23 protein-coding genes and 1 riboswitch are annotated in these 24,067 nt (G+C 68.0%); of the genes, 13 read left to right on the top strand and 10 right to left on the bottom strand.

Translation table 11 applies throughout. The features are described from left to right. The first annotated feature begins 532 nt into the window (after window positions 1-532). Entirely contained in the window at window positions 533-712 is a 180-nt protein-coding gene (locus ACW175_RS16425; RefSeq protein ID WP_492101084.1) for a hypothetical protein, read from the top strand. Between the two features lie 46 nt (window positions 713-758). Here the strand turns inward: ACW175_RS16425 and cuyB are convergent, their stop codons facing one another. Together cuyB and cuyA are read right to left on the bottom strand one after the other, a co-directional pair. Next, entirely contained in the window at window positions 759-1,433 is a 675-nt protein-coding gene (cuyB, locus tag ACW175_RS16420) for a cysteate racemase (RefSeq protein WP_492101083.1), read from the bottom strand. After that, window positions 1,433-2,431 carry a D-cysteate sulfo-lyase gene (cuyA, locus tag ACW175_RS16415; protein ID WP_492101082.1) on the bottom strand — a complete coding sequence of 333 codons (999 nt, stop codon included), beginning with the start codon at window positions 2,429-2,431 and terminating at the stop codon, window positions 1,433-1,435. Before cuyA ends, cuyB begins: the two co-directional genes overlap by 1 nt. Before the next feature lie 145 nt (window positions 2,432-2,576). Between cuyA and ACW175_RS16410 the strand changes: the two genes are divergently transcribed. The 3 genes from ACW175_RS16410 to ypfJ are packed head-to-tail and all read left to right on the top strand — an operon-like array spanning window position 2,577 to window position 4,405. Beyond that, the gene (locus tag ACW175_RS16410) at window positions 2,577-3,134 is read left to right on the top strand and encodes a tetratricopeptide repeat protein (protein WP_492101081.1); all 558 of its coding nucleotides are present in this window, start codon (window positions 2,577-2,579) and stop codon (window positions 3,132-3,134) included. Between the two features lie 45 nt (window positions 3,135-3,179). Beyond that, window positions 3,180-3,545 (top strand): hypothetical protein, encoded by a 366-nt coding sequence (locus ACW175_RS16405; protein ID WP_492101080.1) that lies wholly within the window; start codon window positions 3,180-3,182, stop codon window positions 3,543-3,545. Between the two features lie 11 nt (window positions 3,546-3,556). Continuing rightward, complete coding sequence (gene ypfJ / locus ACW175_RS16400; protein WP_492101079.1) at window positions 3,557-4,405, top strand: KPN_02809 family neutral zinc metallopeptidase; 849 nt, start codon at window positions 3,557-3,559, stop codon at window positions 4,403-4,405. A 4-nt stretch (window positions 4,406-4,409) separates the two neighbouring features. Here the strand turns inward: ypfJ and ACW175_RS16395 are convergent, their stop codons facing one another. Continuing rightward, the gene (locus ACW175_RS16395) at window positions 4,410-4,934 is read right to left on the bottom strand and encodes a RidA family protein (protein WP_492101078.1); all 525 of its coding nucleotides are present in this window, start codon (window positions 4,932-4,934) and stop codon (window positions 4,410-4,412) included. A gap of 117 nt (window positions 4,935-5,051) precedes the next feature. After that, window positions 5,052-5,157, top strand: a riboswitch (TPP riboswitch). Between the two features lie 71 nt (window positions 5,158-5,228). Between ACW175_RS16395 and thiC the strand changes: the two genes are divergently transcribed. The 7 genes from thiC (at window position 5,229) to ACW175_RS16360 (ending at window position 13,528) form a co-directional block, all read left to right on the top strand. Further along, window positions 5,229-7,067 carry a phosphomethylpyrimidine synthase ThiC gene (gene thiC, locus ACW175_RS16390; RefSeq protein ID WP_099579737.1) on the top strand — a complete coding sequence of 613 codons (1,839 nt, stop codon included), beginning with the start codon at window positions 5,229-5,231 and terminating at the stop codon, window positions 7,065-7,067. Window positions 7,068-7,128: 61 nt separating this feature from the next. Continuing rightward, a complete protein-coding gene (locus ACW175_RS16385; RefSeq protein ID WP_492101077.1) occupies window positions 7,129-8,517 on the top strand; it encodes a S41 family peptidase in 1,389 nt (462 codons plus the stop codon). 44 nt (window positions 8,518-8,561) lie between these two features. Continuing rightward, window positions 8,562-8,915, top strand: coding sequence for a DUF1428 domain-containing protein (locus ACW175_RS16380; protein ID WP_492101076.1), 354 nt, complete (start codon window positions 8,562-8,564; stop codon window positions 8,913-8,915). Window positions 8,916-9,247: 332 nt separating this feature from the next. Next, the gene (locus ACW175_RS16375; protein WP_492101075.1) at window positions 9,248-11,989 is read left to right on the top strand and encodes a TonB-dependent receptor; all 2,742 of its coding nucleotides are present in this window, start codon (window positions 9,248-9,250) and stop codon (window positions 11,987-11,989) included. 176 nt (window positions 11,990-12,165) lie between these two features. After that, window positions 12,166-12,552, top strand: a complete 387-nt coding sequence (locus ACW175_RS16370) for a hypothetical protein (RefSeq protein ID WP_492101074.1) — start codon at window positions 12,166-12,168, stop codon at window positions 12,550-12,552. Between the two features lie 77 nt (window positions 12,553-12,629). Continuing rightward, entirely contained in the window at window positions 12,630-12,965 is a 336-nt protein-coding gene (locus ACW175_RS16365; protein ID WP_492101073.1) for a GIY-YIG nuclease family protein, read from the top strand. Further along, window positions 12,965-13,528, top strand: coding sequence for a DUF2239 family protein (locus ACW175_RS16360; RefSeq protein ID WP_492101072.1), 564 nt, complete (start codon window positions 12,965-12,967; stop codon window positions 13,526-13,528). Before ACW175_RS16365 ends, ACW175_RS16360 begins: the two co-directional genes overlap by 1 nt. Here ACW175_RS16360 and ACW175_RS16355 read toward each other — a convergent pair. From ACW175_RS16355 to ACW175_RS16345, 3 genes are all read right to left on the bottom strand, one after another. Further along, complete coding sequence (locus ACW175_RS16355; RefSeq protein WP_492101071.1) at window positions 13,517-14,587, bottom strand: ThuA domain-containing protein; 1,071 nt, start codon at window positions 14,585-14,587, stop codon at window positions 13,517-13,519. The two genes, ACW175_RS16360 and ACW175_RS16355, sit on opposite strands and share 12 nt — an antisense overlap. Before the next feature lie 7 nt (window positions 14,588-14,594). Continuing rightward, window positions 14,595-14,981 carry a VOC family protein gene (locus ACW175_RS16350; RefSeq protein WP_492101070.1) on the bottom strand — a complete coding sequence of 129 codons (387 nt, stop codon included), beginning with the start codon at window positions 14,979-14,981 and terminating at the stop codon, window positions 14,595-14,597. Between the two features lie 146 nt (window positions 14,982-15,127). Then, window positions 15,128-16,147 (bottom strand): SDR family oxidoreductase, encoded by a 1,020-nt coding sequence (locus ACW175_RS16345; RefSeq protein ID WP_492101069.1) that lies wholly within the window; start codon window positions 16,145-16,147, stop codon window positions 15,128-15,130. A 143-nt stretch (window positions 16,148-16,290) separates the two neighbouring features. On the opposite strand from ACW175_RS16345, the gene ACW175_RS16340 reads away from it, so the two are divergent. Further along, window positions 16,291-17,691, top strand: a complete 1,401-nt coding sequence (locus ACW175_RS16340) for an MATE family efflux transporter (RefSeq protein WP_492101068.1) — start codon at window positions 16,291-16,293, stop codon at window positions 17,689-17,691. Here ACW175_RS16340 and ACW175_RS16335 read toward each other — a convergent pair. The 4 genes from ACW175_RS16335 to ACW175_RS16320 all read right to left on the bottom strand — a co-directional run bounded on the left by ACW175_RS16335 (window position 17,688) and on the right by ACW175_RS16320 (window position 23,033). Continuing rightward, a complete protein-coding gene (locus ACW175_RS16335; protein ID WP_492101067.1) occupies window positions 17,688-18,584 on the bottom strand; it encodes a cobalamin biosynthesis protein CbiG in 897 nt (298 codons plus the stop codon). The two genes, ACW175_RS16340 and ACW175_RS16335, sit on opposite strands and share 4 nt — an antisense overlap. A 133-nt stretch (window positions 18,585-18,717) precedes the next feature. After that, complete coding sequence (gene mdoH, locus ACW175_RS16330) at window positions 18,718-20,709, bottom strand: glucans biosynthesis glucosyltransferase MdoH (protein WP_492101066.1); 1,992 nt, start codon at window positions 20,707-20,709, stop codon at window positions 18,718-18,720. 393 nt (window positions 20,710-21,102) lie between these two features. Continuing rightward, entirely contained in the window at window positions 21,103-21,954 is an 852-nt protein-coding gene (gene kdsA, locus ACW175_RS16325) for a 3-deoxy-8-phosphooctulonate synthase (protein ID WP_492101065.1), read from the bottom strand. 53 nt (window positions 21,955-22,007) lie between these two features. Further along, complete coding sequence (locus ACW175_RS16320; protein ID WP_099579718.1) at window positions 22,008-23,033, bottom strand: NADP-dependent oxidoreductase; 1,026 nt, start codon at window positions 23,031-23,033, stop codon at window positions 22,008-22,010. Window positions 23,034-23,148: 115 nt separating this feature from the next. Between ACW175_RS16320 and ACW175_RS16315 the strand changes: the two genes are divergently transcribed. Beyond that, window positions 23,149-24,066: a Gfo/Idh/MocA family protein gene (locus tag ACW175_RS16315; protein ID WP_492101064.1), complete on the top strand. Its 918-nt coding sequence runs from the start codon at window positions 23,149-23,151 to the stop codon at window positions 24,064-24,066. Window position 24,067 lies beyond the last annotated feature (1 nt).

Genomic DNA, 24,067 nt, shown 5'->3' with positions numbered 1-24,067 from the left:
GTGACGGGCGCCGAAACCGGCGCCCCCTTTCGGCTGTCACGCTGTACAGCTTTGGCGTTCCTCCCAGCCCATCTAGGCCCCGTCGTCTGCTGCAACGGTTTCAGACAGTTTGCTACCGGTGTCATGGATTGGCTACCCACTTTTTGCGACAGCTTCCCTCATTTTGGGACTCTCTAGGGCAGCACGCCGCACCTTGGATGAGGCCGTTGTGTGCAAAGGATTTCACGGGTCGCGGCGTCCCCATAATGGGGGGTGCGACAGGGCGACACGTTGCTTGTGGACTCTCGTTCGGCGAAACAACGCTTAGCGATTTCGAGGCGACGCCGCAGCGCTGGAACAAGCGCAGCCGACGCCGTCCTGTTGGGGAACAGGACGACACCCTCGGGCCTCTTGAGGTCCGGGGGTGTTTTCATTCAGCGCCATGCCACAGCAGTCCGTGACAATCGGGCGCGCGCCCAAACATTGGTTAACGAACGGTGTGCGTCGAGCGGTCGCATGGTGGACTCGTTCATGTTCTGTAAACGTTTGCGGCATGGGGAACCGAAACGATCATCTCAGCGAAGCGGAGCATCTCGAGCGTCAGGCCGAGATCGCCGACAACGGCCACGCTCGCGCGGCGTTGCTGCGCATGGCCCAGGCCTCGCGGGGCGCGGCGGCCCTGATGGGGCTGTTCGAAGCCTATGGCGAAGAGCGTCCGAGCCCGAACCTCTAGAGTCTGTTTATCCGGTTTAGATGGTTCCATCTAAAGCTAAAGGGCTCTAGGCGGCTTCGCCCAGGCACACGGCCACGCAGCGCTTGGCCAGTTCTTCCGTCGCATCCAGGAACGGGACCGAGAGGTCCGCGGCGCCCAGCACCAGCGGCACTTCCGTGCAGCCCGCCACCACGCTCCGCGCGCCCTTGCCGACCAGCCTGTGGGCGAGGGCGGCCATGGTTTCGCGCGAGTCCGGGCCGATATGGCTCTGTTTGATGCGATAGAGCAGGGCCATGAACTCGACCTGCTCGTGGTCGTCCAGCATCACCACCTCCAGGCCCATGTGCGAGAAGCGGTCACGATAGAGGCCGAGCGCCAGGCCCGTGCCCAGCACGCCGACGACGCTGGCGCCCTTGGCCCTAGCGGCCAGGCCGGCGGTCTCCAGCATGTCGACCAGCGGCAGGCCCGAGGCGCGGACTTCCTCGGCATAGGCGTGGGCGGTGTTGCAGGCGATGGCCAGCACCTGGGCCCCGCCATCGCGCAGGCCAGCGGCCATGGCCGCAAGCACCGGACCAGGATCGGACATCGAGACGTTGCGGTCCGGGACCTTGGGATTGATGTCGACCAGCACCCGCAGGTGGTCCTGCTCGCGCCTGACCGGCGTGGCGGCCTGCAGCTTGGCCAGGAAGTCCAGCGTCGCCGCCGGACCCATGCCACCGAGAACCCCCAGAACCTTGCTCATCAGAGGGCGGGCTCCAGCACCGACTGGTAGCCGAACAGGCCCTGGGCGCCGCCGGTGTGCAGGAACACGACCCGCTCACCCTTGAACGCGCCCTTGCCGGCCTGGTCGATCAGACCCTTCAGCGCCTTGCCCGAATAGACCGGGTCGAACAGCAGGCCTTCGGTGCGCGCGGCCAGGGCCAGGGCGTCGATCACGCCCTGGTCCACGAGGCCATAGCCTTCGCCGACATAGTCGCAGTCGGCCACCACCATCTCGCGTTTGACCCGGCCGGCCGCCCCGATCTTCTCGGCGGTGGCGAGCGCCAGGTTGAAGACGTTCTCTTCCTGCTTGGCCTTGGGCGCGCGAACCCCGAAGCCCAGGATCGGAATGTCGACCGAAAGAGCCGCGAAGCCGGCGACCAGGCCCGCGTGCGTGCCGGCGCTGCCGGTAGCGGTGACGAAGCGGTCGATCTTCAGGTCCATCTGGTCGGCCTGGACCACCAGTTCGCGGGCGCAGTCGACATAGCCCAGGGCGCCGACGGTGTTCGAGCCGCCGCCGGGGATGACATAGGGCTTGCCGCCGCGCTGACGGACACTCTCGGCCGTGCTCTCCAGCTCGGCGACCATGTCCGTGCCGCCGGGCACATAGCGGATCGCCGCGCCCATCAGCTTGTCGAGCAGCACGTTGCCGTTGCCCATGTAGTCACTGGCCTTGGAGCCGGTGCGCTCTTCCAGGATCACTTCGGTCTTCAGGCCGAAGCGGGCGCCGGCGGCGATGGTCTGGCGTACGTGGTTGGACTGGACGGCGCCTTGGGTGACGAGCGTGTCGGCGCCCTGGGCCAGGGCCTCGCCGAGCAGGAACTCCAGCTTGCGGGTCTTGTTGCCCCCGCCGGCCAGGCCCGTGCAGTCGTCGCGCTTGACCCAGAGATCGATGCCCAACGCCGCGCCCAGGCGGGGCAGGGGCTCCAGCGGCGTTGGCAGGTGAGCGAAGCGGGCGCGGGGAAAGCGGGCGAGGTGCATCTTTGGGGTCCCTGACGGAGTCGCCGCCTCTGTTAGCACGCCCCGCGCTCGATGCGATGGCGACGCTTCGACGGACCGCGCGACGGTGCTATGATCAAATCATAAGCGGCTGGCCATCGAGACCGGCCCAATGGGAGGAAGACATATGCGAGCGATCCCTCTCGCCGCCCTCTGCGCCACGGCCGTCCTGGCCGTCGCCGGAGCCGCCGGCGCTTCGAACCTGATCATCGGCGGCGGTTCGGCTCAGGAATGTTCCGACGCGGCCGAAAAGGGCCGGACGGATGACCGCGCCATCCTGGCCTGCACCACGGCCCTTGAGGTCGAGACCCTGAGCTTCCGCGACCGGGCGCGCACCCTGGTGAATCGGGGCGTGCTGCAGATGCGCCAGCGGCAGTTCGGCGCCGCCCGCGCCGACTTCGACCAGGCCTCGAACATCGACCCCAACCTTGGCGAGGCCTATGTCAATCGCGGCGCGACCTTCGTCGGCGAGGAACGCTATCGTGAAGGCGTCGAGCAGATCGACAAGGGCCTGGGCATGGGCGTCAAGGCGCCAGAGAAGGCCTTCTTCAATCGGGGCCTGGCCCATGAAGGCCTGGGTGACCTGACAGCCGCCTACAGGGACTATTCGCGGGCGGCCGAACTGAAGCCGGGCTGGCTGGCGCCGAAGACCGAACTCGCGCGTTTCACGGTCAAGCGGCCCTGACGCACGGCGCGTCGTCGGCTCGCGCCAGTGGCTAGGAGTATCCCGATGACGCGCACGGTTCTTTTGCTCACGGTTGGCTTGTTGGCGCTGGGCGGCGCGGCTCAGGCCCAGACGACCTTGCGCGACATCCAGGCGCGCAACGCCGCCGCTCAAGCGGTGGACGACGTACGGCGCGATGCGCTGGCCAGCCAGATCGAGACCTCGAACGCCAATGAACGGGCCAGAACCCAGGTGATTCTGCGCGATCTCAGCGACCAAAGGAACGGGACCGTCCCGCCGCGTGACGAGGCCGCGCGACGCGACGCCGAGCTCGCGGCCTCCGCGAACCGCATGGAACGCTTGACGCAGGACGCGCTGGACCAGAGCAATGCACGCATGCGGGCCATCAAGCCCGCCAGCCAACCGAACTGAGCGAGGACTGCATGGAGTGGGAAGGCGGTCGGCGATCCGGCAATATCGAGGATCGGCGTGGTCTGGGGCCAGTCGGCATCGCCGGCGGCGGCATCGGCGCGGTGGTGCTGGCCGCCATCGGCTATTTCGTGTTCGGCATCGATCCGCGCACGACGATGGAGGCGACGCAAGGTCTGCAGCAGCCGGCCGCTCAAGAGGGGACGCGCGGTGAGGTTTCCGACCGCGAGGGCCAGTTCATCGACGTGATCGAGGCCTCGAACCAGGACGTCTGGACGCCGATCTTCCGCGACGAGGGCGTCGACTACCGTCCGCCGGAGGCCATCGTGCTCTACAAGCAGGCCACCGGCACGGGCTGCGGCACGGGCCAGTCGGCCATGGGGCCGTTCTACTGCCCGGCCGACCAGAAGGTCTATCTGGACCTGTCGTTCTGGCAGGAGCTGGAAAGCCGCTTCGGGGCCAAGGGCGAGTTCGCCCGCGCCTATGTCGTCAGCCACGAGATCGGCCACCACGTGCAGCACCTGCTAGGCGCCGACCAGCAGGCCCGCCGCCTGGGCGCGCGGGGCGAGGAAAGCGGCTCGGTGCGGCTGGAACTGCAGGCCGACTGCTATGCCGGCGTCTGGGCGGCCCATGCGGGCGAGGCCTCGGGCGGCAAGATCGTCATCAACCGCGCCGACATCCAGGACGGCCTGGGCGCCGCCGCCGCGGTCGGCGACGACACCATCCAAAAGCAGACCCAAGGCCAGGTCGTGCCCGACAGCTTCACCCATGGCAGCAGCGCCCAACGGATGCGTTGGTTCACGCGCGGCTACGACCAGGGCGATCCGTCGGCCTGCGACACCTTCAAGGCTAGTCGGCTCTAAGAGGCTACTTCTTCTTCGGGGCGTAGGCGATCAGCTGGATCTCGACGATGCCGCCTTCTGGCAGCAGGCCGCTGGTCCCCACAGCGCTCCACGCCGGATGGGCGCCCTTGATGAACTCGCTCTTGACCGCGTTGATGATGGCCAGCTGCTCCCAGCGCGGGGCGGGCTGATCGGGGCCTTCCCAGACGTGGAAGCTGTTGATCATCACCACGTCGTCGAAGGTGGCGCCCGAGGCTTTCAGGGTGTTGTCGAGGGCGACGAAGGCGCGGCGGACCTGCCGCTTGAACGATTCCGGGTCCGTGCCCTCGTCCTTGCCCCGGCCGGCGACCGCGCCCGAGACGTATAGCATGTCGCCGGCCCGGCGGGCGGGGGCGTACTTGAACTCGTCATAGGCCTTCTGATTGCGCTCGGCCGGAATGATCACCTCGCCGCCCGAGGACGGGATCGTCTTCGGATAGGTCTCCTGCGCCAGGGCGGGCGTGGCGACAAGGGCGCAGAGGACGGGCAAGAGCAAGCGGCGGAAGGCCATCAGCGGATCTCCGAAGAACGTGGATCTCCGGATCGCGTGACCGCCCGCCGGCGGCAAGTGAATTTCCCGTCACGTCGTTCGCGCTTGACCCCCGCGTCAACACGCCTAGTCTCCGGCCGTTGTTCACCGGGGGGTCGCTCGCGCGGCTGAGATTGGGCTTTGGCCCTGACCCGTAGAACCTGATCCGGGTCATGCCGGCGAAGGGAGGGAACGCGGTCGGCGCTCGCAGCCCGTCCGTAAACCGACTCAAGCGCGACACGTCCGGGTCTCCTCGAAGCCGAAGGAGCGCCCGAAATGAACATCCAGACCACCATCAAGTCCGTGGCCGAGACCATCTCCACGGGCCCGATCCCCGGCTCGCGCAAGGTCTACCAGGCCGGCCAGCTTTTCCCCGACATCCGCGTGCCGTTCCGCGAGGTGGCCGTCCACCCGTCGGCCAACGAACCGCCGGTGACGATCTACGACCCGTCGGGCCCCTACAGCGACCCGACCGTCGCCATCGACATCGAGAAGGGCCTGCCGCGCACCCGCGAGGCCCTGGTCGTGGCGCGCGGCGACGTCGAGCTGGTGGCCAACCCCCGGCAGGTTAAGCCGGAGGACAACGGCTTCGCCCAAGGCAAGCACCTAGCGCCCGAGTTCCCTGACAACAGCCGGCCGATCTATCGCGCCAAGCCCGGCAAGCTGGTCACCCAGCTGGAATACGCCCGCGCCGGGATCATCACGGCCGAGATGGAATATGTCGCCATCCGCGAGAACCTGCGCCGCGAGCAGGACCGTCCGTGCGTTCGCGACGGCGAGGACTTCGGCGCCTCGATCCCCGACTTCGTGACACCCGAGTTCGTACGCCAGGAAATCGCCCGCGGCCGCGCCATCATCCCGGCCAACATCAACCACGGCGAGCTGGAGCCGATGGCGATCGGCCGCAACTTCCTGGTCAAGATCAACGCCAATATCGGCAATTCGGCGGTGCTCTCCACCGTCGCCGACGAGGTCGACAAGCTGGTCTGGGCCACCCGTTGGGGCGCCGACACGGTCATGGACCTGTCCACCGGTCGCAACATCCACAACATCCGCGACTGGATCATCCGCAATTCGAGCGTCCCGATCGGCACCGTGCCGATCTACCAGGCGCTGGAGAAGGTCAACGGCGTGGCCGAGGACCTGAACTGGGAGGTCTTCCGCGACACCCTGATCGAGCAGTGCGAGCAGGGCGTCGACTACTTCACGATCCATGCCGGCGTGCGCCTGCCGTTCATCCCGATGACCGCCAAGCGGGTCACCGGCATCGTCAGCCGTGGCGGCTCGATCATGGCCAAGTGGTGCCTGGCGCACCACAAGGAGAACTTCCTCTACGAACACTTCGAGGACATCTGCGAGATCATGCGCGCCTATGACGTGTCGTTCTCGCTCGGCGACGGCCTGCGTCCGGGCTCGACCGCCGACGCCAATGACGAGGCCCAGTTCTCGGAACTGCGCACCCTTGGCGAGCTGACCAAGGTGGCCTGGAAGCACGGCGTCCAGGTGATGATCGAGGGGCCGGGTCACGTCGCCATGCACAAGATCAAGGCCAACATGGACGAGCAGCTCAAGCACTGCCACGAGGCCCCCTTCTACACCTTGGGCCCGTTGACCACGGACATCGCGCCTGGCTACGACCACATCACCTCGGCCATCGGCGCGGCGATGATCGGCTGGTTCGGCACGGCGATGCTCTGCTATGTCACGCCCAAGGAGCACCTGGGCCTGCCGGACCGAGACGACGTCAAGACCGGCGTCATCACCTACAAGCTGGCCGCCCACGCCGCCGACCTCGCCAAGGGTCACCCTGGCGCGGCGATGTGGGACGACGCCATCAGCCGCGCGCGGTTCGAGTTCCGCTGGGAGGACCAGTTCAACCTGGGTCTCGATCCGGAAACCGCCCGCAAGTTCCACGACGAGACCCTGCCGAAGGAAGCGCACAAGACCGCCCACTTCTGCTCGATGTGCGGACCCAAGTTCTGCTCGATGAAGATCAGCCACGAGGTCCGCGACTTCGCGGCCGGCATCGCCCCGAACGACGCGGCGCTGGGCATGGCCGAGATGAGCGAGAAGTTCAAGGAACAGGGCTCGGAGATCTATCTGAAGACGGAGTAGGGCTGATTTAACTGGCGCGGCGGCGGAGACATCTCCACCGTCGCGGCCCATGAACCTTCCAATGAAACGCTTGAGTCTCGTGGCTGCCGTCGCCGGCCTCTCCGTCGCCGCGCCGGCGTTCGCCGAAAGCCCGTTATGGCCGGTGCAGGCCAAGGGACAACCCGTGGAGGCCGAGCTGCGCGGCGCCTGGAAGTCGCGCGGTTACGGCTGGATCGTGCAGTTCGGACCCGACGGGCCCCAACTGTTCCAGACCGCCGGCGAGGCCTGCTATCCGGATCCGCGCCGGGAGCCCGATCCCGACGGCGTCATGGCCCTCTGGCGCGCCGAGGGGCAGGGGACGATCACCCTGACCGGCGGCCAGGACGGCACGCGCTACCTGTTCGACAAGCTGCCCAACCTGCCGACGCCCTGCATCGCGGCGGCGGCCTGGACGCCGGACCGCATCGTCGCCTTCGCCGCCGACACCTTCGCCGCCTATTACCCGCGCTCGGCCGAGCGCGAGCTGGACTGGCCGGCGCGCAAGGCCGCGGCCCTCGCCCAGGTCGGACCCAGCGCCACCGACGCCCAGCTATGGACGGCGCTGTCGGGCCTGATAGCCGGGCTCGACGACCCGCATGTCGATCTGCATGGCATGGTCGACGGCGCCCGGCGCGACCTGGAACCCGGCGAGTCCCCGACCCTGAACCGCGTCCACGCCGCAGACCCGCAAGGCGAGGAGAAGACGTGGCTGCAGGCCTATCGCGAGGGGATCCTGACCGGGATCTTGCAGGGGCGCGGGCGGCAGGCGGCCAACAATCGCGTCTTCTGGGGCCGGGTCGACGACGTCGGCTATCTGAATATCGTGACCATGGGCGCCTTCGCCCGCAACGCCGCGCCGGACGATCCCCGGCCGCTGGATGCCGTGCTGGACGAGGCCATGGCCGCCTTCGCCGGGGCCAAGGCGGTGATCGTCGACGTCAGCAACAACCGGGGCGGCTACGATACCGTCGGCCAGCGCATCGCCGCCCGCTTCGCCGCCCAGCCCCGCGCGGCCTATGCCAAGGTCCCGGTCGGGGCCAAGGCGCCGCCGCAGCCGATCAAGATCGAGCCCGCCAGCGCGCTCCGCTTCACCGGGCCGGTCTACCTGGTCACCAGCGACATCACCGTCAGCGCGGGCGAGACCTTCACCCTGATGATGAAGGCTCTGCCCAACGTCACCCAGGTGGGTGGGACGACGCGCGGCGCGTTCTCCGACCAGCTGCCCAAGCCGCTGCCGAACGGCTGGGCGATGGCGCTGCCGGCCGAGCTCTACAAGGGGCCGGAGGGCCAGGACCTGGAGGGCCGGGGGCTCGTCCCCGACGTGCCGATGGCCGTCTTCCCCGATGGCGACCTCTCGAACGGCCACGCCAAGGCCATCATCGGCCTGATCGCGAAAATCCACGAAGGGGCTGTCGGAACGGCGGGGCGCTGAACGTCCTTGTCCTAGACAACGCCCATTGAAGCGGAGGAAACGTCATGGCCTATGTCGATGGTTTCGTGCTCGCCGTGCCGAAGGACAAGCTAGACGCCTACACGGCGATGGCCCGGCTCGGGGCCGAGGTCTGGATGGAGTACGGCGCGCTGTCCTATGTCGAATGCATCGGCGACGACGTGCCCTATGGCGAGCTGACCTCGTTTCCACGGGCGGTCCAGGCCCAGGAAGACGAGATCGTGATCTTCTCGTGGATCACCTACAAGGACCGCGCCAGCCGCGACGAGATCAACGCCAAGGTCATGGCCGACGAGCGCCTGAAGTCGGGCATGGCCAATATGCCGTTCGACGGCAAGCGGATGATCTACGGAGGCTTCCAGGCATTCCTGGAGAGGTAGCACGCCATGGTTGCGTCGCTGTTTGGAAGGCTCAGCCGCGCGACGCCCCGAATCCGCGCCTGATGCGCCGGCGCGAGATCGGGGCGCGCTTTATTGCCAAGCTGCAACATCGTTTCGCGCGCAACACGCCGTGGTCGAAAATGTGACGATATTTCAATGCCTGGACGTTGTTTGAGCGTCTGAAGACACACGAGTGTGCGCTTTATGGCGCATTGCTTTTTCTTAACGCCGGGGGGCGTTGCGGAGGGCGTCGCACCCCCGTAAGGAGCGGCAACCCAGCGTTGGCGCGGCCGAGCGTCGACGTTCTTGTCACTTGTTTTTCGTGGGCCTGTATGACCCTTTCGACCATCCTCCTCTACGGGCTGGCCTCGGCCGCGCTCGACCCCGTGACCGCCGCTTCGGCCGCGCCGGCGATCCCGACCATGGCGCCGCCGGAGGCGGTCGCCGAGGCGGATCCGAAGAAGCCGCGGGTCAAGGACGACGGCCCCAACGAGGTCGAGGGTCTGGTCATCCAGGCCGATCCGCGCGGCAAGGTCGAGGGCGACATCAAGCCCGAGATCGAACTGAACGAGGAAGAGATCAAGAGCTTCGGCGCGGGCAGCATCGGCGAGCTGCTGACCATGCTGACGCCCCAGACCACAAGCACGCGAGGCCGTGATGGCGGCGGCGGGCCGGTGCTGCTGATCAACGGCCGCCGCATCTCGGGCTTTCAGGAGATCCAGGGTATTCCGCCCGAAGCCATCGAGAAGTTCCAGGTGCTGCCGGAAGAGGTCGCGCTCAGCTACGGCTACAAGGCCGACCAGCGGGTCGTGAACATCATCCTCAAGAAGAACTACAACGCCCTGCAGACGCAAGGCGCGCTCACGGTGGCCACCGACGGCGGCCGGACCTCACCCAGCGCGGGCGGCAACCGCGTGAACATCAACGGCGACAAGCGTTGGAACGTCGACGTCCAGCTGTCGCACGATCCCTACCTGCTGGAGACCGATCGCCAAATCGTCCGCGCGCCGAACGGCCAGCCGTTCGACCTCGTCGGCAATGTCGCCAGCCTGAACGGCGCGGCGCTGGATCCTGCGATCGCTTCCACCTTCGCTGGCGTGCCGAATTCAGCGGTGAACGGCCGCGCGCCGCTGGCCGACTTCGGTCCGCTGGCCGGCCGCTACAACACCGGGGACCTTACGGCCAGCCGCTCGCTGATCTCCAAGTCGGACAAAGGCACGTTCCGCGGTTCGATCAGCCGCGACCTCAACAAGCAGACCCAGCTGACCCTCAGCGGCAACCTGGAAGACTCCAGCACCCACGCCCTGCTGGGCCTGCCGGGGGTGACCTTCACCCTGCCGGGCGGCAGCCCGTTCTCGCCGTTCTCGCAGGCCGTCACCGGCTATCGCTACATCGACGCGCCGGGCGCCCTGTCGCGCGACGTGGACACCTTGCGCACCCAGGTCAGCATGGCCGCCAATGGCCGGGTCAAGGACTGGCGCTGGAACGTCACCGGCGATTTCGACCGCACCAAGACCGACACCGAGACCGGCCGGGGTCTCGACACCTCGGCGTTCCAGGCCGCCGTGGCGGCGGGCGATCCAACCGTCAATCCGTTCGGCGTCATCGCGCCCAGCCTCTACAAGGCCGTGGCCCCGGACACGGCCCACTCGATCTCGACCGCGGCCAGCGCCGAGCTGGTCCTGAACGGCAACCTCTTCATGCTGCCGGCCGGCGGCCTGCAGACGACGTTCAAGGTGGGGGCCAACAGCAAGGGCCTGAACTCCGAGACCGTCCGCTCGGGCGTGACCAGCAAGCGCGACATCACCCGAACCACCGAGAGCTTCCAGAGCAGCTTCAACCTGCCGATCACCAGCACGCGCAACAACGTGCTGGCCAAGCTGGGCGACCTCTCGGCCAACTTCAACGCCGGCTATGACAACCTCTCGGACCTGGGCGGACTGACCACCCTGGGCGGCGGCTTAAACTGGTCGCCGATCAAGCTGATCAGCTTCATCGCCAGCTATACCGACGAAGAAGGCGCGCCGACGACCAACCAGATCAACGACCCCCTGGTGGTGACGCCGAACGTCTCGGTGTTCGACTTCACGACCGGCCAGACGGTGATCATCAGCCGCACCGACGGCGGCAACGCCAACCTGCTGAACGACAATCGGCAGGTCAGCAAGTTCGGCGTCAACTACAAGCCGTTCGAGAAGATCGAGCTGACCTTCAACGCCACCTACACCCGCGCCGAGACCAAGAACGTGATCGCTTCGTTCCCGGCGATCACCCCGGACCTGGAGCGGGCTTTCCCGGATCGCTTCGTTCGTGACGCCTCGGGCCGTCTGCTGTCGATCGACGCCCGTCCGGTGAACTTCGCCAGCGCCCAGAACGAGAACATCCGTTGGGGCTTCAACCTGTTCAAGGCGGTCGGCAAGCCGACGGCCGGAGCCGGCGGCGGTCCCGGAGCGCGCTTCGGCGGCCCGGGCGGCCGCCCGCCCGGCGGTGGCGGCGGCATGATGCGCATGGGCGGCGGTGGTCCTGGCGGTCCCCCGGGTGGTGGCGGCATGGGGGGGCCGCCCCCTGGCATGATGCGTCCTGGACAGGGCCTATTCCAGCTATCGGTCTATCACACCTGGCGCCTCAGTGATGAGATCACCGTCCGCAAGGGCATGCCGGTCCTGGATCAGCTGGACGGCGCGGCGATCAGCGCTCGCAATGGCCAGGCACGCCACGAAGTCTCGATCCAGGGCGGCTACTTCAAGGACGGCCTGGGCTTCCGCTTCAACGGCGCCTGGAAGGCCTCGACCTGGGTCGACGGCGGCTCGACCGGCGGCCAGACCCTGTACTTCTCGGACCTGGCCACGCTGGGCGTGAACCTGTTCGCCAACTTCAGCGCGCCGGCGCGCAAGCCTATGGTCGACAAGTTCCCGCTCCTGAAGGGCGCACAGGTGTCGCTGAACTTCGAGAACCTGTTCGACTCCAAGCAGTCGGTACGCGACCAGAGCGGCGCGACGCCCCAGGCCTATCAGCGCGACTATCTGGACCCGCTGGGCCGGACGGTGCGCCTGGGCTTCCGCAAGCTGCTTTAGACCCCACGGTTTGGCCGGGGCGGCCTAGCCGTCCTTGGCCAAGCCGCCGGCGGCAAGGCCAGTGCGATCAACCTGGGCGTCAGTCGATTGGTCGCATCGCGGCTCAATAGGTCATTAAACTGTCAGGCGCACGCTTCCAGCTAGAACGGCCGCCCTCGGCCGGATCGGAGGCCGTCATGGCGACCATGACTTCCAGCACACGCCGCACCGGCGACCACTTCGAGCCCACCGACGCTGATCCCCTGGTCCAGCGCCGCCTGCGCGGCTATCTGGAGCAGATTGACTATACCGCCTACGCTTCAAACAAGGCGGTGCTGGGCGCGACCGTGCCGAACGCCGACGCCAGCCGTTTCCAGCGTTTGGCGGTGGCCACAGCGACGGCCCGCGCCAAGTGGGTGGCCGAAGCGGCGTCGATGGCGGACGCCGGCGCGTCGCTGTCCGAGGCCCAGGTCGCGCGCCTTGCCCACCTGCGCTCGGCCTATGAGGAGCTGGTGGCGGTCTACGAGGCGACCCGGCGTCTGGTCGAACGGGGTTACGTGCCCTTCCGCGCCCTGGAGGGATAATTACCCGGGCAATATTGACTTCGAGTTTCGTCCGGGTAAAAGGCGCGCCAGGCGCTTCGCCTCCGGAGAAGTTTGGCATGTCGGACCGCAAGGCGCTGCTGCGCGAATACAAGGAACGCAAGGTCGAGGCCGGCGTCTATGCCGTGCGCTGCGTGCCGACGAGCCAGGTCTGGATCGGCGTCGCCCCCGACCTGTCCAACCGTCAGAACGGCGTCTGGTTCTCGCTCCGCCAAGGCTCGCATCGCGAAAAGAGCCTGCAGTCCGCCTGGAACGCCCATGGCGCGGAGGCCTTCGTGTTCGAGGCCGTCGAGGCGGTCGACATCGAAGGGCTGGAGGGCTCCATGCGGGCCTCCAGGCTCAAGGACCGTCGCGCCCATTGGATCGCCACGCTGAACGCCACGGGGCTGAACTGATGCCTGTCGCCGCGGGCGAGGAGCTCTATGTCGTGTTCCATGGCCAGACGCGTGTAGCGGCCGGCTCGCGCCTCGAAGCGGCTCTCGCGGCCCAGAGGCTGATCGACGAGGCGGGGGTGCTGATCTTCGACCCGGCGGGCCGGTCGGTGGACTTCGATCTCAGCGGCGGACCCGAGGCCCTGGCCGCGCGTCTCGCGCCGCCGGAAGAAGCCCCACGCGGTCGTGGCCGGCCCAAGCTGGGCGTGGTGGCGCGCGAGGTGACCCTGCTGCCGCGCCATTGGGACTGGCTGGCCGCGCAGCCCGGCGGCGCTTCGGTGGCGCTGCGCAAGCTGGTCGAGGCCGCTCGGCGCGCCAGCGAGGGGCCAGACCGCATCCGCGCAGCCCGCGAGGCGGCCTACCGCTTCGCCTCGGGGATCGGCGGCGACCTGCCGGACTTCGAAGAAGCCATGCGGGCCCTGTTCGCCGGCGACGGCGCGGGCTTCGAAGCGCGGATCCAAGGCTGGCCGGTCGACATCGCCGCCCAACTGCGGACCTACGCGGCGGAGGCGTTCCTAGCCGCCTGACGTCGCCACGACCTCGTCCAGCACCGCCTTGTAGGCCGCGTCGAACTGGGCCTTGTCGCTGTCAGGCTTGGCGGGCCACAGCGGACGCAGGGCGGCGGTGCGAGCGGCGGCGTCGCGCAGCCAGGCCGGATCGGCCTTGGCCAGCTTGGCCAGGCGCGCCTCGACCTCGGCCTTGGGGCGACCGTCATAGGCCAGCAGCGAGCGCAGTGCCCACAGGGCCTGTTCGTCGGGATTGGGCTTGGCCGCGCCCGGCGTGCGATGCGCCGTCCAGCGCACGGCCTCCAGGATCTGGGCGCGGTAGAGCGGGTCGTTCCAGGTGCTGGGCGTGTGGCCCAGATTGGTCTGGAACAGGCGGCCCTTGCCGATCTGGCGCGTCCAGGTGATCGGGACGAACCATGGACGCTTCAGGGCCATGTCGGTGAAGTCCAGCGCCTGCAGCGCGCGGACCTTGGCCGGATCATAGTCCGAGTACTGATAGATCTCCTCGGCATAGGGGAAGCGGGCGGGCCAGGCGGTGTTGACGGGATCCTTGCCGCCCCCCGCCTTCTGGCCAAGCGCCTGCACGGTGATCGGCGTTCCTTGCGTCCACGGGTGGCCGGCGAACTTGCCGTTGATGAAGGCGGTGTAGGTCTGGCCTGGGCCGCTGTAGTCCCAGTGGGTGTCGGTGGCGCTGTGCAGGCCAATGAAGCCGCCCCTGCCGCTCTCGACCCACCGCTGCACGGCGGCCCAGGTCTCGGCCGAGATCGGCAGCTCGCCGGTCGTGTAGAAGATCAGGACGTCGATGTTCTTCAGCTTCGCGGGGGTGATCAGCCGGGCGTCCTGGGTGGATTCCACGGTGAAGACGCCGGTCGTGGCCCCGATCTCGGCCAGGGCGATCTCGGACTGGGTCGGCCCGTTGCTGTTGGCGGGGCGCGTGACCGGCTTGTGCACGAACCCGACGGACTGATCGAGATAGAGCACGCGGATCTTGGCCGGCGCCGCCTGGGCGGCGACGGGGGTGACCAAAGAAGCGGAGAAGAGCGCGGCGACCGCCGCGAACAGGGTCAGCAATCGGCGCATCGTCGTCTCAGCTCTTGGGTTGCAGCAGGTCCCAGCGATTGCCGGAAAGGTCCTCGAACACCGCCACCGTGCCATAGGGCTCAAAGCGGGGCGCTTCCAGGAAGGTGACGCCGGCGGCGCTCATGCGGGCGTGGTCGCCGGCGAAGTCATCCGTGTGCAGAAACAGCCAGACGCGCCCGCCGCCCTGGCGGCCGATCGCTTCGGCTTGATCGCCGGTGGCGCGGGCCAGCAGGAAGTTCGTGCCGTCGCTCCCCGGCGAGACCACGACCCAGCGCTTGCCGTGGCCCATGTCGGCGTTCTCGACCAGGGTGAAGCCCAGCTTGCCGACATAGAAGGCTATGGCCTCGTCATAGTCGGCGACCAGCAGAGAGACGAGAGCGACACGGCGGGCCATTTGCGACTCCATTTTGGGAGCCAAGCCATAGCACGGCCGGAGGGCCAGTCCTCGTCCTTCGACAGGCTCAGGATGAGGACCCACGGCTACGGCGGTTCACGAGAACCATCCTGAGCTTGTCGAGGGACGTGGTTCGGTCCCGAGGCCTACCCGCCAGCGTAACCCCCGATGATCGGCAGGATCTCGCCGGTGATGTAGCTGGCCGTCTGGGGCGAGGCCAGGAACACATAGGCCGGGGCGATCTCCTCCGGCTGGGCCGCGCGTTTCATCGGCGTCTGGGCGCCGAACTGGGCGACGTCCGGCCCCAGCTTGTCGGCCGGGTTGAGCGGGGTCCAGACCGGGCCGGGAGCCACGGCGTTCACGCGGATGCCCTTGTCGATCAGGTGCGTGGCCAATGAGCGGGTGAAGGCGTGGATACCGCCCTTGGTCATCGAATAGTCCAGCAGGTCCTTGTTGCCCATCAGGCCGGTCACCGAACCGGTATTGATGATCGAACCGCCATTGGGCAGGTGCTTCACCGCCGCCTTGGCCATGTGGAAATAGCCGTAGAGGTTGGTCTTCAGCGTGCGGTCGAAGTGTTCCTCGGTCAGGTCCTCGAAGTCGAGCACGTGCTCCTGGAAGGCGGCGTTGTTGACCAGGATGTCGAGCCGGCCGAGCTCGGCCACGGTCTTTTCCACGGCCGCCTTGGCATAGGCCGGATCGGCCACGTCGCCGGGCAGCAGGATGGCGCGGCGACCCTCCTGCTCGACGGCCATCCGGGTCATGTTGGCGTCATCGTCCTCATTGAGATAGCCGATGGCGACGTCCGCGCCCTCGCGGGCGAACAGCACGGCCACGGCCCGGCCGATGCCGCTGTCAGCGCCGGTGATCAGGGCCACCTTGCCCTCCAGCTTGCCCGAGCCCTTGTAGAATGGGGCGTCGTACATCGGGGCCGGATTCAGCGCGGCCTCGTCGCCGGGCTTGGTCTGGTGCTGTTCGGGGTAGGGCGGCGCGGGGTAGGGGCGAGCGCCGGCCTGCATGGCGCGGCTGGGCTTGTCGCCTTCCTCCTCGTCGTCGGACTTGAACGAGCGTTCCTCCTTGGCGTCCAGCGGCGCCTGGATGTCGCGATAGGCTTCCGCGACGCGGTCGCCGGTGTGCTCGAACTCGGGGGTCTGGGTCTCGGCCATGGCGCGCTCCTGAAGGACTGAGCCCGAAGAACCGTTGGCCGCCCTCGATGTTCCAAGCCTTGCCGAAAGCGGGTTGCCCACAAATCGGGCATGAGCCACTTTGCGCGCCCTTCTTCGACCCCTTTGATTTTGGGAGGACGACCATGCCGCGCGACGCGGCCGGAACGGCGCTTCCCTCGGAGCGGCCGCGCGGCCCCATTCTGACCGACCTGCTCGAGCTGCTCCGTCTGGCGGGGCCGGTCGTGCTGTCGCGCCTGGGCATCATGGTCATGGGCCTGACCGACGCGATCGTAGTCGGTCACTTCTCGGCGAGGCAACTGGGCTTCCACGCCATGGCCTGGGCCCCGACCTCGGTGTTCGTGACCGCCACGGTCGGCCTGCTGGTCGGGGTGCAGGTGATGACCGCCCGGGCCATCGGCGCCGGCCGCCGGCATGAGACGGGCGCGGTGCTGCGGCGCGGCCTTAGCTACGGCGCTTGGCTGGGGGTCGGCTCGGCGGCGCTGTTGGCGCTGTTGGGCCCTCCGTTCCTACACAGCCTGGGGCTCAAGGATGGACTGGCCGACGGGGCGACGGCGCCGCTGGTCGTCTTCTCGCTGTCCCTGCCGGTCTATGCGATCTCGGTGGCGCTGACCTTCTGGCTGGAGGGGCTGGCGCGGCCGACGCCCGGAGCGGTGATGATGTGGCTGGCCAATGTCGTGAACCTCGCGGCCAACCTGCTGTTCGTGCCGGGGACTTTCGGCCTGCCGGCCCTGGGCGCGGTGGGCGGCGCCTGGTCGACCTTTGTCGCCCGCACGGTCCTGGCGGTCGCCCTGGCCATCTATGTGCTGCGCATGAAGGACGCCCGCGCGCTGGGCGTGTTCGACAAGCCCGCCCGCGATCGGCCGGCCGAGATCGAGCAGCGGCGGATCGGCTATGGCGCGGGCGCGTCGAACTTCTTCGAGGTCTCGGCCTTCGCCGGCATGAACCTGGTGGCGGGCTGGATCGGCGGCCTGGCCGTCGCGGCCTGGGCGGTGGTGCTGAACGTGGCGGGGGTGATCTTCATGATCCCGCTGGGCGTGGCCTCGGCCACGGCGGTGCAGGTCGGACGGGCGTATGGCGCCCGCGATCCGGAAGGCATGAAGCGCGCCGGCTGGATCGCCTTCGCGGTGATCGCCGTGATCGGCGTGGCGTGCGGCCTGTTGCTGTATCCGACCCGGCACTGGGTGGCCCTGGCCTACACGACCGACCCGGCGGCCTTGGGCCTGATCCTGCCCGCCCTCGTCCTGACCTGCTTCTTCCTGGCGCCCGACGCGGTGCAGGTGGTGGCGGCCCAGGCCCTGCGGGCGCGCGGTGAGGTGTGGGTCCCGACCTTCACCCACCTGATCAGCTACGCCCTGGTCATGGGGCCGCTGGCCTGGTGGCTGGCCATCCCGCGCGGCATGGGCCTGAACGGGGTGATCATCTCGGTGATCGTCACCAGCTTCCTGGCGGCGGGATTCCTTCTGTTCAGGTTCAGGATGCTGGACTGGCGGGACCGGAAACTCGCGGCGGGCGAGCGGGCCTAAGCTCCCAGGATCCAGCCTTCTTCAGTCGAAGCCGCCGCCAGCGCGTCCTCGGAGAGGCCCTTCGGCGCGTCGAACAGCGCCTCCAGCTTTCCCGCTTCGTCCAGCTTGGCGAAGTGTTCGGCCAAGGCGCGCACCTGGGTTAGATCCTTGATCTCACCGTGCACTGGGGCGGGCTTGATCAGCGAGGGATAGACCTCGGCGACCACGACCGCGACGCCCTCGAGGTCGGCCTCGGTCAGGGCCTTGAAGCCGGTCTCGAACGGCCAGACCCTTACGGCCTCGCCGCGCGCGTCCTTCAGGCGGCGCACGGCCGGGATGCCCATGATCGCCTGGCCGCCGACCGAGCCGTTGTAGTAGAGCTTCCAGATCGAGTGCGCGCCTTTAGCGGCCTCGTCGGCGTAGCGGAACTCGGGCAGGTCGCCTTCGCCGTGATCGCGGGGCCGCTTGGGCTGCAGCGTGGTCAAGGCGTCCTTGGGCGGGCAGCCCCAGAACGGGAAGGGACCGCCGGTCAGTCGACGGTTGATCTCAGAGCCGACGCCGAAGCGGTTGTTGGTGTTGTCGGCCTTGTCCTTGACCATCTTGGCCAGTTGGTCCCAGACCGCGCGCCAGGCGGTCTCGCCCGGCAGCGACAGCGCCCGCGAAAGCCCGCGCGGGAAACCCAGCGGGAAGTCGAAGCCCACCAGGGCCCGCTCGCCGCGCTTCTTCAGGTCGTCCAGAACGGCGGCCAGCTTCGTCTCGGCCTCGCCGCGCGTCGCGGGATTGTAGCTCTCGAAGGTAAGGCGGAAGCGCACGTCGCGCTTGAGCACGCCGATCCAGATGGAGTCCGCGCCCGTCGTCGGCTTGGCCGCGGCGCTCCAATCGACGATCACATAGGCGCTGAACAGACGCGACACGGCAGGCGGCTCCCCGGGAAGGACAGGAGCCGCGCTTCTACTCCGGCGCGAACCTCACGGCCAGCCCGCCGCTAAGCCCAATAGCAAAAGAGCCTGTCCTTTCGGACAGGCTCTTGGGCATTGGAGCAGTGGATCAGGCCGCGTCGCGGATCCGGGTGGTCGGGCCGATCGGGCGGCCGTCGCGGGCGAACCAGCGGATCGGCGGCTCGCAGGCGGTTCCGAGGGCCGCGCGGACGATGGCCGGCGGGCGGCGCTCCTCCGGGGTCATGAACAGGCCGTTGGTCTTGACCTTCAGGCCTGCGATCTTGTTGGCGCCCAGCATGGTCAGCGGCACGGCCAGAACCAGGCCCAGCAGGATCGGGGCGGTCGAGGTGAACAGGTCCGGGGTGAACCAGAACACGCCGCCCAGAACCAGGCCCGTGACGCTGATCCAGCCCATGGCGGCCGAGGCCTCCTTGAAGGCGACCTTGTCGGCGTCGCGGCGCTGGGTGGCCCAGCCGCCGACCTTGCCGGCCATGATTTCCACGATCGCGCGGGTCTGGGTGAACATCAGCATCGGGGCCACCAGGGCCGAGAGCAGCATCTCGACGGCCAGGCCGGCGGCGACGCGGCGCTTGCCGCCGAAGCCCTTGATCTCGGCCTTGCGCGAGAAGACCAGGATCGAGCCCATGATCTTGGGTCCGAACAGCAGCAGGAAGGTGATGATCATGGCCCAGGCGGTGGCCTGGATCTCGCGCCAGTCGATCAGGGCGTGGGCCGCGGCCTGCAGGTCGGCCATGGTGAAGGCCGCCTTCTTCAGCTCGGGCATCAGGGCGCGCGAGGTGATGCCGGCCGTCAGGGCGATGAACCACAGCGGCGACAGCGCGTAGCTCAGCACGCCGATCACCAGGTGCATACGGCTCATCCAGTGAAGGCCGGGCAGGGCGACCAGCGGCACGTGCTGGACGTTGCCTCGGCACCAGCGGCGGTCGCGGGTGGCGAAATCCAGCAGGTTCGAGGGGCTCTCCTCGTACGAGCCTTCCAGGTAGGGGGCCAGGTGGACGCTCCAGCCGCCGCGGCGCAGCAGGGCGCTTTCCAGGGCGTCGTGGCTCATCACCTCGCCGCCGAACGGCTTGGGACCGGCCAGGTGCGGCAGGCCGCAGGTCTCCGCGAAGGCGCGGGTGCGGACGATGGCGTTGTGGCCCCAGAAGGAGCTCTCCGAGCCCGACCACCAGGCCAGGCCCGTCCAGGCGACGCGGCCGTAAAGGCGGGTGGCGAACTGCAGGGTGCGGGCGAAGATCGTCTGGCCGTTGATGATCATCGGCATGGTCTGGATCAGGCCGGCGCCGGGGTGACGCTCCATGGCGTCGGCCAGGCGGACCATGGCCTCGCCGGTCATCAGGCTGTCGGCGTCCAGCACCAGCATGTGCTCGTAGGCGCTGCCCCAGCGGCGCACCCAGTCGGCCACGTTGCCGGCCTTGCGGCCCGTGTTTTCCTTGCGGACCCGGTAGAAGACGTTGCTGTGCGCCTCGCGGCGGAAGCGGGCGAAGCAGGCCTGTTCGGCCAAGGCCACCTGAGCGTCACGGGTGTCGCTGAGCACGAAGATGTCGAACTGGCGGCTCATGCCCGTCTCGGCGATCGAGGCGTCCATGGCGCGCAGGCGTGCGAAGACGCCAGCGGCGTCCTCGTTGTGGACGGGCATAAGGATGGCCGTACGCGTGTGCAGCTTGGGGATCGGGGCCTCGCCGTCGATGCCGAGCGGATCCTTGGGCTTGCCCAGCAGGATCACGAAGCCGGCGACGGCGGTGCAGAACCATAGCGACAGGGCCAGGAACAGCGGAGCCAGCAAGGTCAGGACCACGCCTTCAAGATGGGTGACGCCACCGAGCGCGATGGTGTCGAAGGTGGCCTTCCAGCCGGCGAAGCCCATGGCGACCGTCGCCAGGGCCACGATCCAGCGGCGCAGGGTCATGTTGGCCGCCAGGGCGGCGGCGCGGCGCGAGCCGCCTTGCCAGAAGCCCAGGGGCTGAACCGGCATGGCCAGCGGCGCCTCGGCGGGAATTTCCACCGTTTCACGGCGAACGACCTGATCGAGGGTCACGCTCGTGGAGGAGCGCACGTCGAAGAGGCTGGAGCGGTCGCTCATGTCTTGAAATCTCGGGCTGTTTCGGCGCGGAGACCCGCCGACTTCCCCTAGAGTAAAACTTCGATCACAAATTCGCTACCAGAAATCACGTGATTTTCGCAAGTGCGAGAAAAAACATCCTCGGCGATCTGGGTCGTGACCGCTCGCCTGCTGGGGGGGATTTCCATAAGATGCTGAATTAATTTGATTTTGATGGTGACGATACAAGCTCGACAAGTCGAAATGGATCATAGAGCTTGGCCACACGCCTCTTCACGTTCGCGCCCGGCGGGAGCGCCTAGGAGCGCCTAGGAGCGCCTAGGAGCGCCGATTTGCCCGTCAAAGGCTGACGTGTCGCGCGTGATTTCGGATCGGGAAAGCCGAATTCTCACGCGCGATCACGGAGCCGCGAGCCTAGGCGCGCACCGCCCCGTGCAGGGCCTTAAGCGTCTTCAGCAGCGCCGCCGCGCCGTCCAGCGGCAGGCAGCTGGGACCGTCGCACAGGGCCTTGTCGGGCTCGGGATGGAATTCCAGGAACACCGCGTCCGCCCCGGCCGCCACCGCCGCCTTGGCGATGATCGGCACGCCCGAGCGGCGGCCGCCCGTCGAGGCGCCGCCCGTGCGCGGGTCAGCGCCCGGCAGCTGCACGGCGTGGGTGGCGTCGATCGACACCGGCACGCCCAGGGCCTGCATCTCGGCGATGCCCAGCATGTCGACCACCAGGTTGTTGTAGCCGAACGAGGCTCCGCGCTCGCACAGCACGATTTCCAGTTCCGGGGCGGCCTCGCGGGCCTTGCTGATGATGTTCTTGCAGTCCCAGGGCGCGATGAACTGCGCCTTCTTGGCGTGCATGATCCCTTGCTGGGCCGCGGTGGCCTTGGCGGCGGCGACGACCAGGTCGGTCTGGCGCACCAGGAAGGCGGGAATCTGGACGAGGTCGGCGACGGCGGCGACCGGCTCGGCCTGCTCTACCTCGTGCAGGTCGGTGGCGATCGGCACGTTCAGCTGGCGCTTGACCTCGGCCAGCATCTTCAGGCCCTCGGCAAGGCCCGGGCCGCGATAGCTCTTGATCGACGAACGATTGGCCTTGTCGAAACTGGCCTTGAAAATATAGGGCAGGCCGAGATCGGCGCAGGTCGCCTTCAGCGCGCGACCGACCTCCAGGGCCAGGTCCAGGTTCTCCAGCACGTTCAGGCCGGCGATCACGGCCAGCGGCTGGCCGTCGCCGATCGAGAGGTTCCAGCGCTTGAGATGGGCGACGGGCATGGGAATCTCCTGGGAGTAGATGGGCGTCATCTACCCCCAGGCGATGGCGGGAACTAGCCCAGTTTCACCAGCATCTTGCCCATGTTCTCGCCCGAGAACAGCTTGATGAACGCGTCCGGAGCGCGCTCGACGCCGTCCTCGACGGTCTCCTTCCAGGTGATCTTGCCGGACTTGATCCACTCGCCCATGTCCTTGGCGAACTGCGGATAGAGGTCGTAGTGGTTGGAGACGATGAAGCCCTCCAGCCGCAGGCTCTTACCGACGGCCAGGATGATGTTGGACGGGCCCTCGGCCTTACCGGTCTCGTTATATTGCGAGATCATCCCGCACAGGGCGAAGCGGGCGAAGGGGCGGGCCGAGTTGATGGCCGCTTCTAGGTGGATGCCGCCGACGTTCTCGAAATAGACGTCGATGCCCTTGGGGGCGACCTTGGCCAGTTCGGCGACGACGTCGGGCGTGGCCTTGTAGTCGATGACGTGGTCGACGCCGATCGACTTGAGGAACGCGGTCTTCTCGGGGCCGCCCGCCGAGCCGATCACGGTGTGGCCCTTCAGCTTGGCGATCTGGCAGACGATCGAGCCCACCGCGCCGGCGGCGGCCGAGACGAACACCACGTCGCCGTCCTTAAGCGCCGCGACGCGCAGCAGGCCGACATAGGCGGTCAGGCCCGGCATGCCGGCCACGCCGAGGAAGGCCTGGGGCGGCACGCCTTGGGTGTCCACCTTGGTGATCGCGCCCATGCCGGCTGCGGCCAGAGCCTTGGGATTGGCGTTGAAGGCCTCGCGCCAGCCGAACATCGAATTGACGATGTCGCCCGGCTTGAAGTCCGGATCGTTCGAGGTGACGACCTCGCCGATCGCGCCGCCCTGCAGGGCCTGGCCGATCTGGAACGGCGGGACGTAGCTGGGACGGTCGTACATGCGGCCGCGCATATAGGGGTCGACCGACATCCACAGGTTCTTGACCTGGATCTCGCCGTCGCCGGGCGCGGCGAGCTCGACCGTGGCCAGATCGAAGTCGGAGACCTTGGGCACGCCCACGGGACGGCTCTTCAGGCGGATTTCGCGCGAGGTGGTCATGGTCGTTCCTCCCTGGCTCATGGCCAGTGTTGCTAATTCAAACGAATGTTTAGCGCGTCCTTACGCAAGGCTCCAGTGCTTCTAAGCGTCGCCGAAGCGGAGTAGACAGCGGGCCATGACCCAAACTCTAAGAGCAGGCGTCGTCGGCGCCGGAGTGTTCGGCGGCTATCACGCCAAGAAGTACGCCGAGCTGGACGGCGTGACCCTGGTCGGCGTGTTCGACATCGACCTGTCGCGCGCCCAGGCCCTGGCCGAGCCGCTGGGCGCCCTGGGCTTCGACGACATGGACGCCTTCCTGGCGGCGGTCGACGTGGTCACGGTCGCCACGCCCGCCGTCCACCACGCCGAAGCGGCGCTGAAGGCGCTGAAGGCGGGCAAGCCGGTCTATTCCGAAAAACCGCTGGCGGTGACGCCCGAGGACGCCGACCGGATGGTCGCCGCCGCCGCCAGGGCTGGGGTCCCGCTGGCCTGCGGTCACCAGGAACGGGTGGTGTTCCAGGCCATGGGCCTGCTGGACATTCCCGAGCAGCCGCTGCGTTTGGAGGCCGTGCGACGTGGCGTGCCCTCGGACCGCAATCTCGACGTCTCGGTGGTGCTGGACCTGATGATCCACGACATCGACCTGGCCCTGGCGATCTGCGAGGCCCAGCCGATGACGGTGGACGGCGAAGGCGCGATCACCCGCTCGTCGTCGCTGGACTGGGTGAAGGTCGAAGCGCTGTTCGAGAACGGCTTCATCGCCGTGTTCGACAGCTCGCGCGTCGCCGAGGCCCGCGAGCGGACCATGAAGGTCGTCTACCCCTCGGGCGAGGTCGAGATCGACTTCCTGGCGCGCACCTTCCGCAACACCACGCCGTTTCCGCTGATCGAAAACTTCACCGAGACCCCGGCCGGCAAGGATCCGCTGGGCCTGTCGGTCGCCGGCTTCCTGGCGGCGGTGCGCGGCGACGCTCCGCGTCCGGTGGTGACGGGGGAGGAGGCTTCCCGGGCGCTGGACCTGGCGCTGGCCGTCGAACAGGCGGTCGAGGGCTGAC

It is taken from the genome of Caulobacter sp. FV1ye6ST, from assembly GCF_058681225.1.
This window is presented reverse-complemented; position numbering and strand designations above follow the sequence as displayed.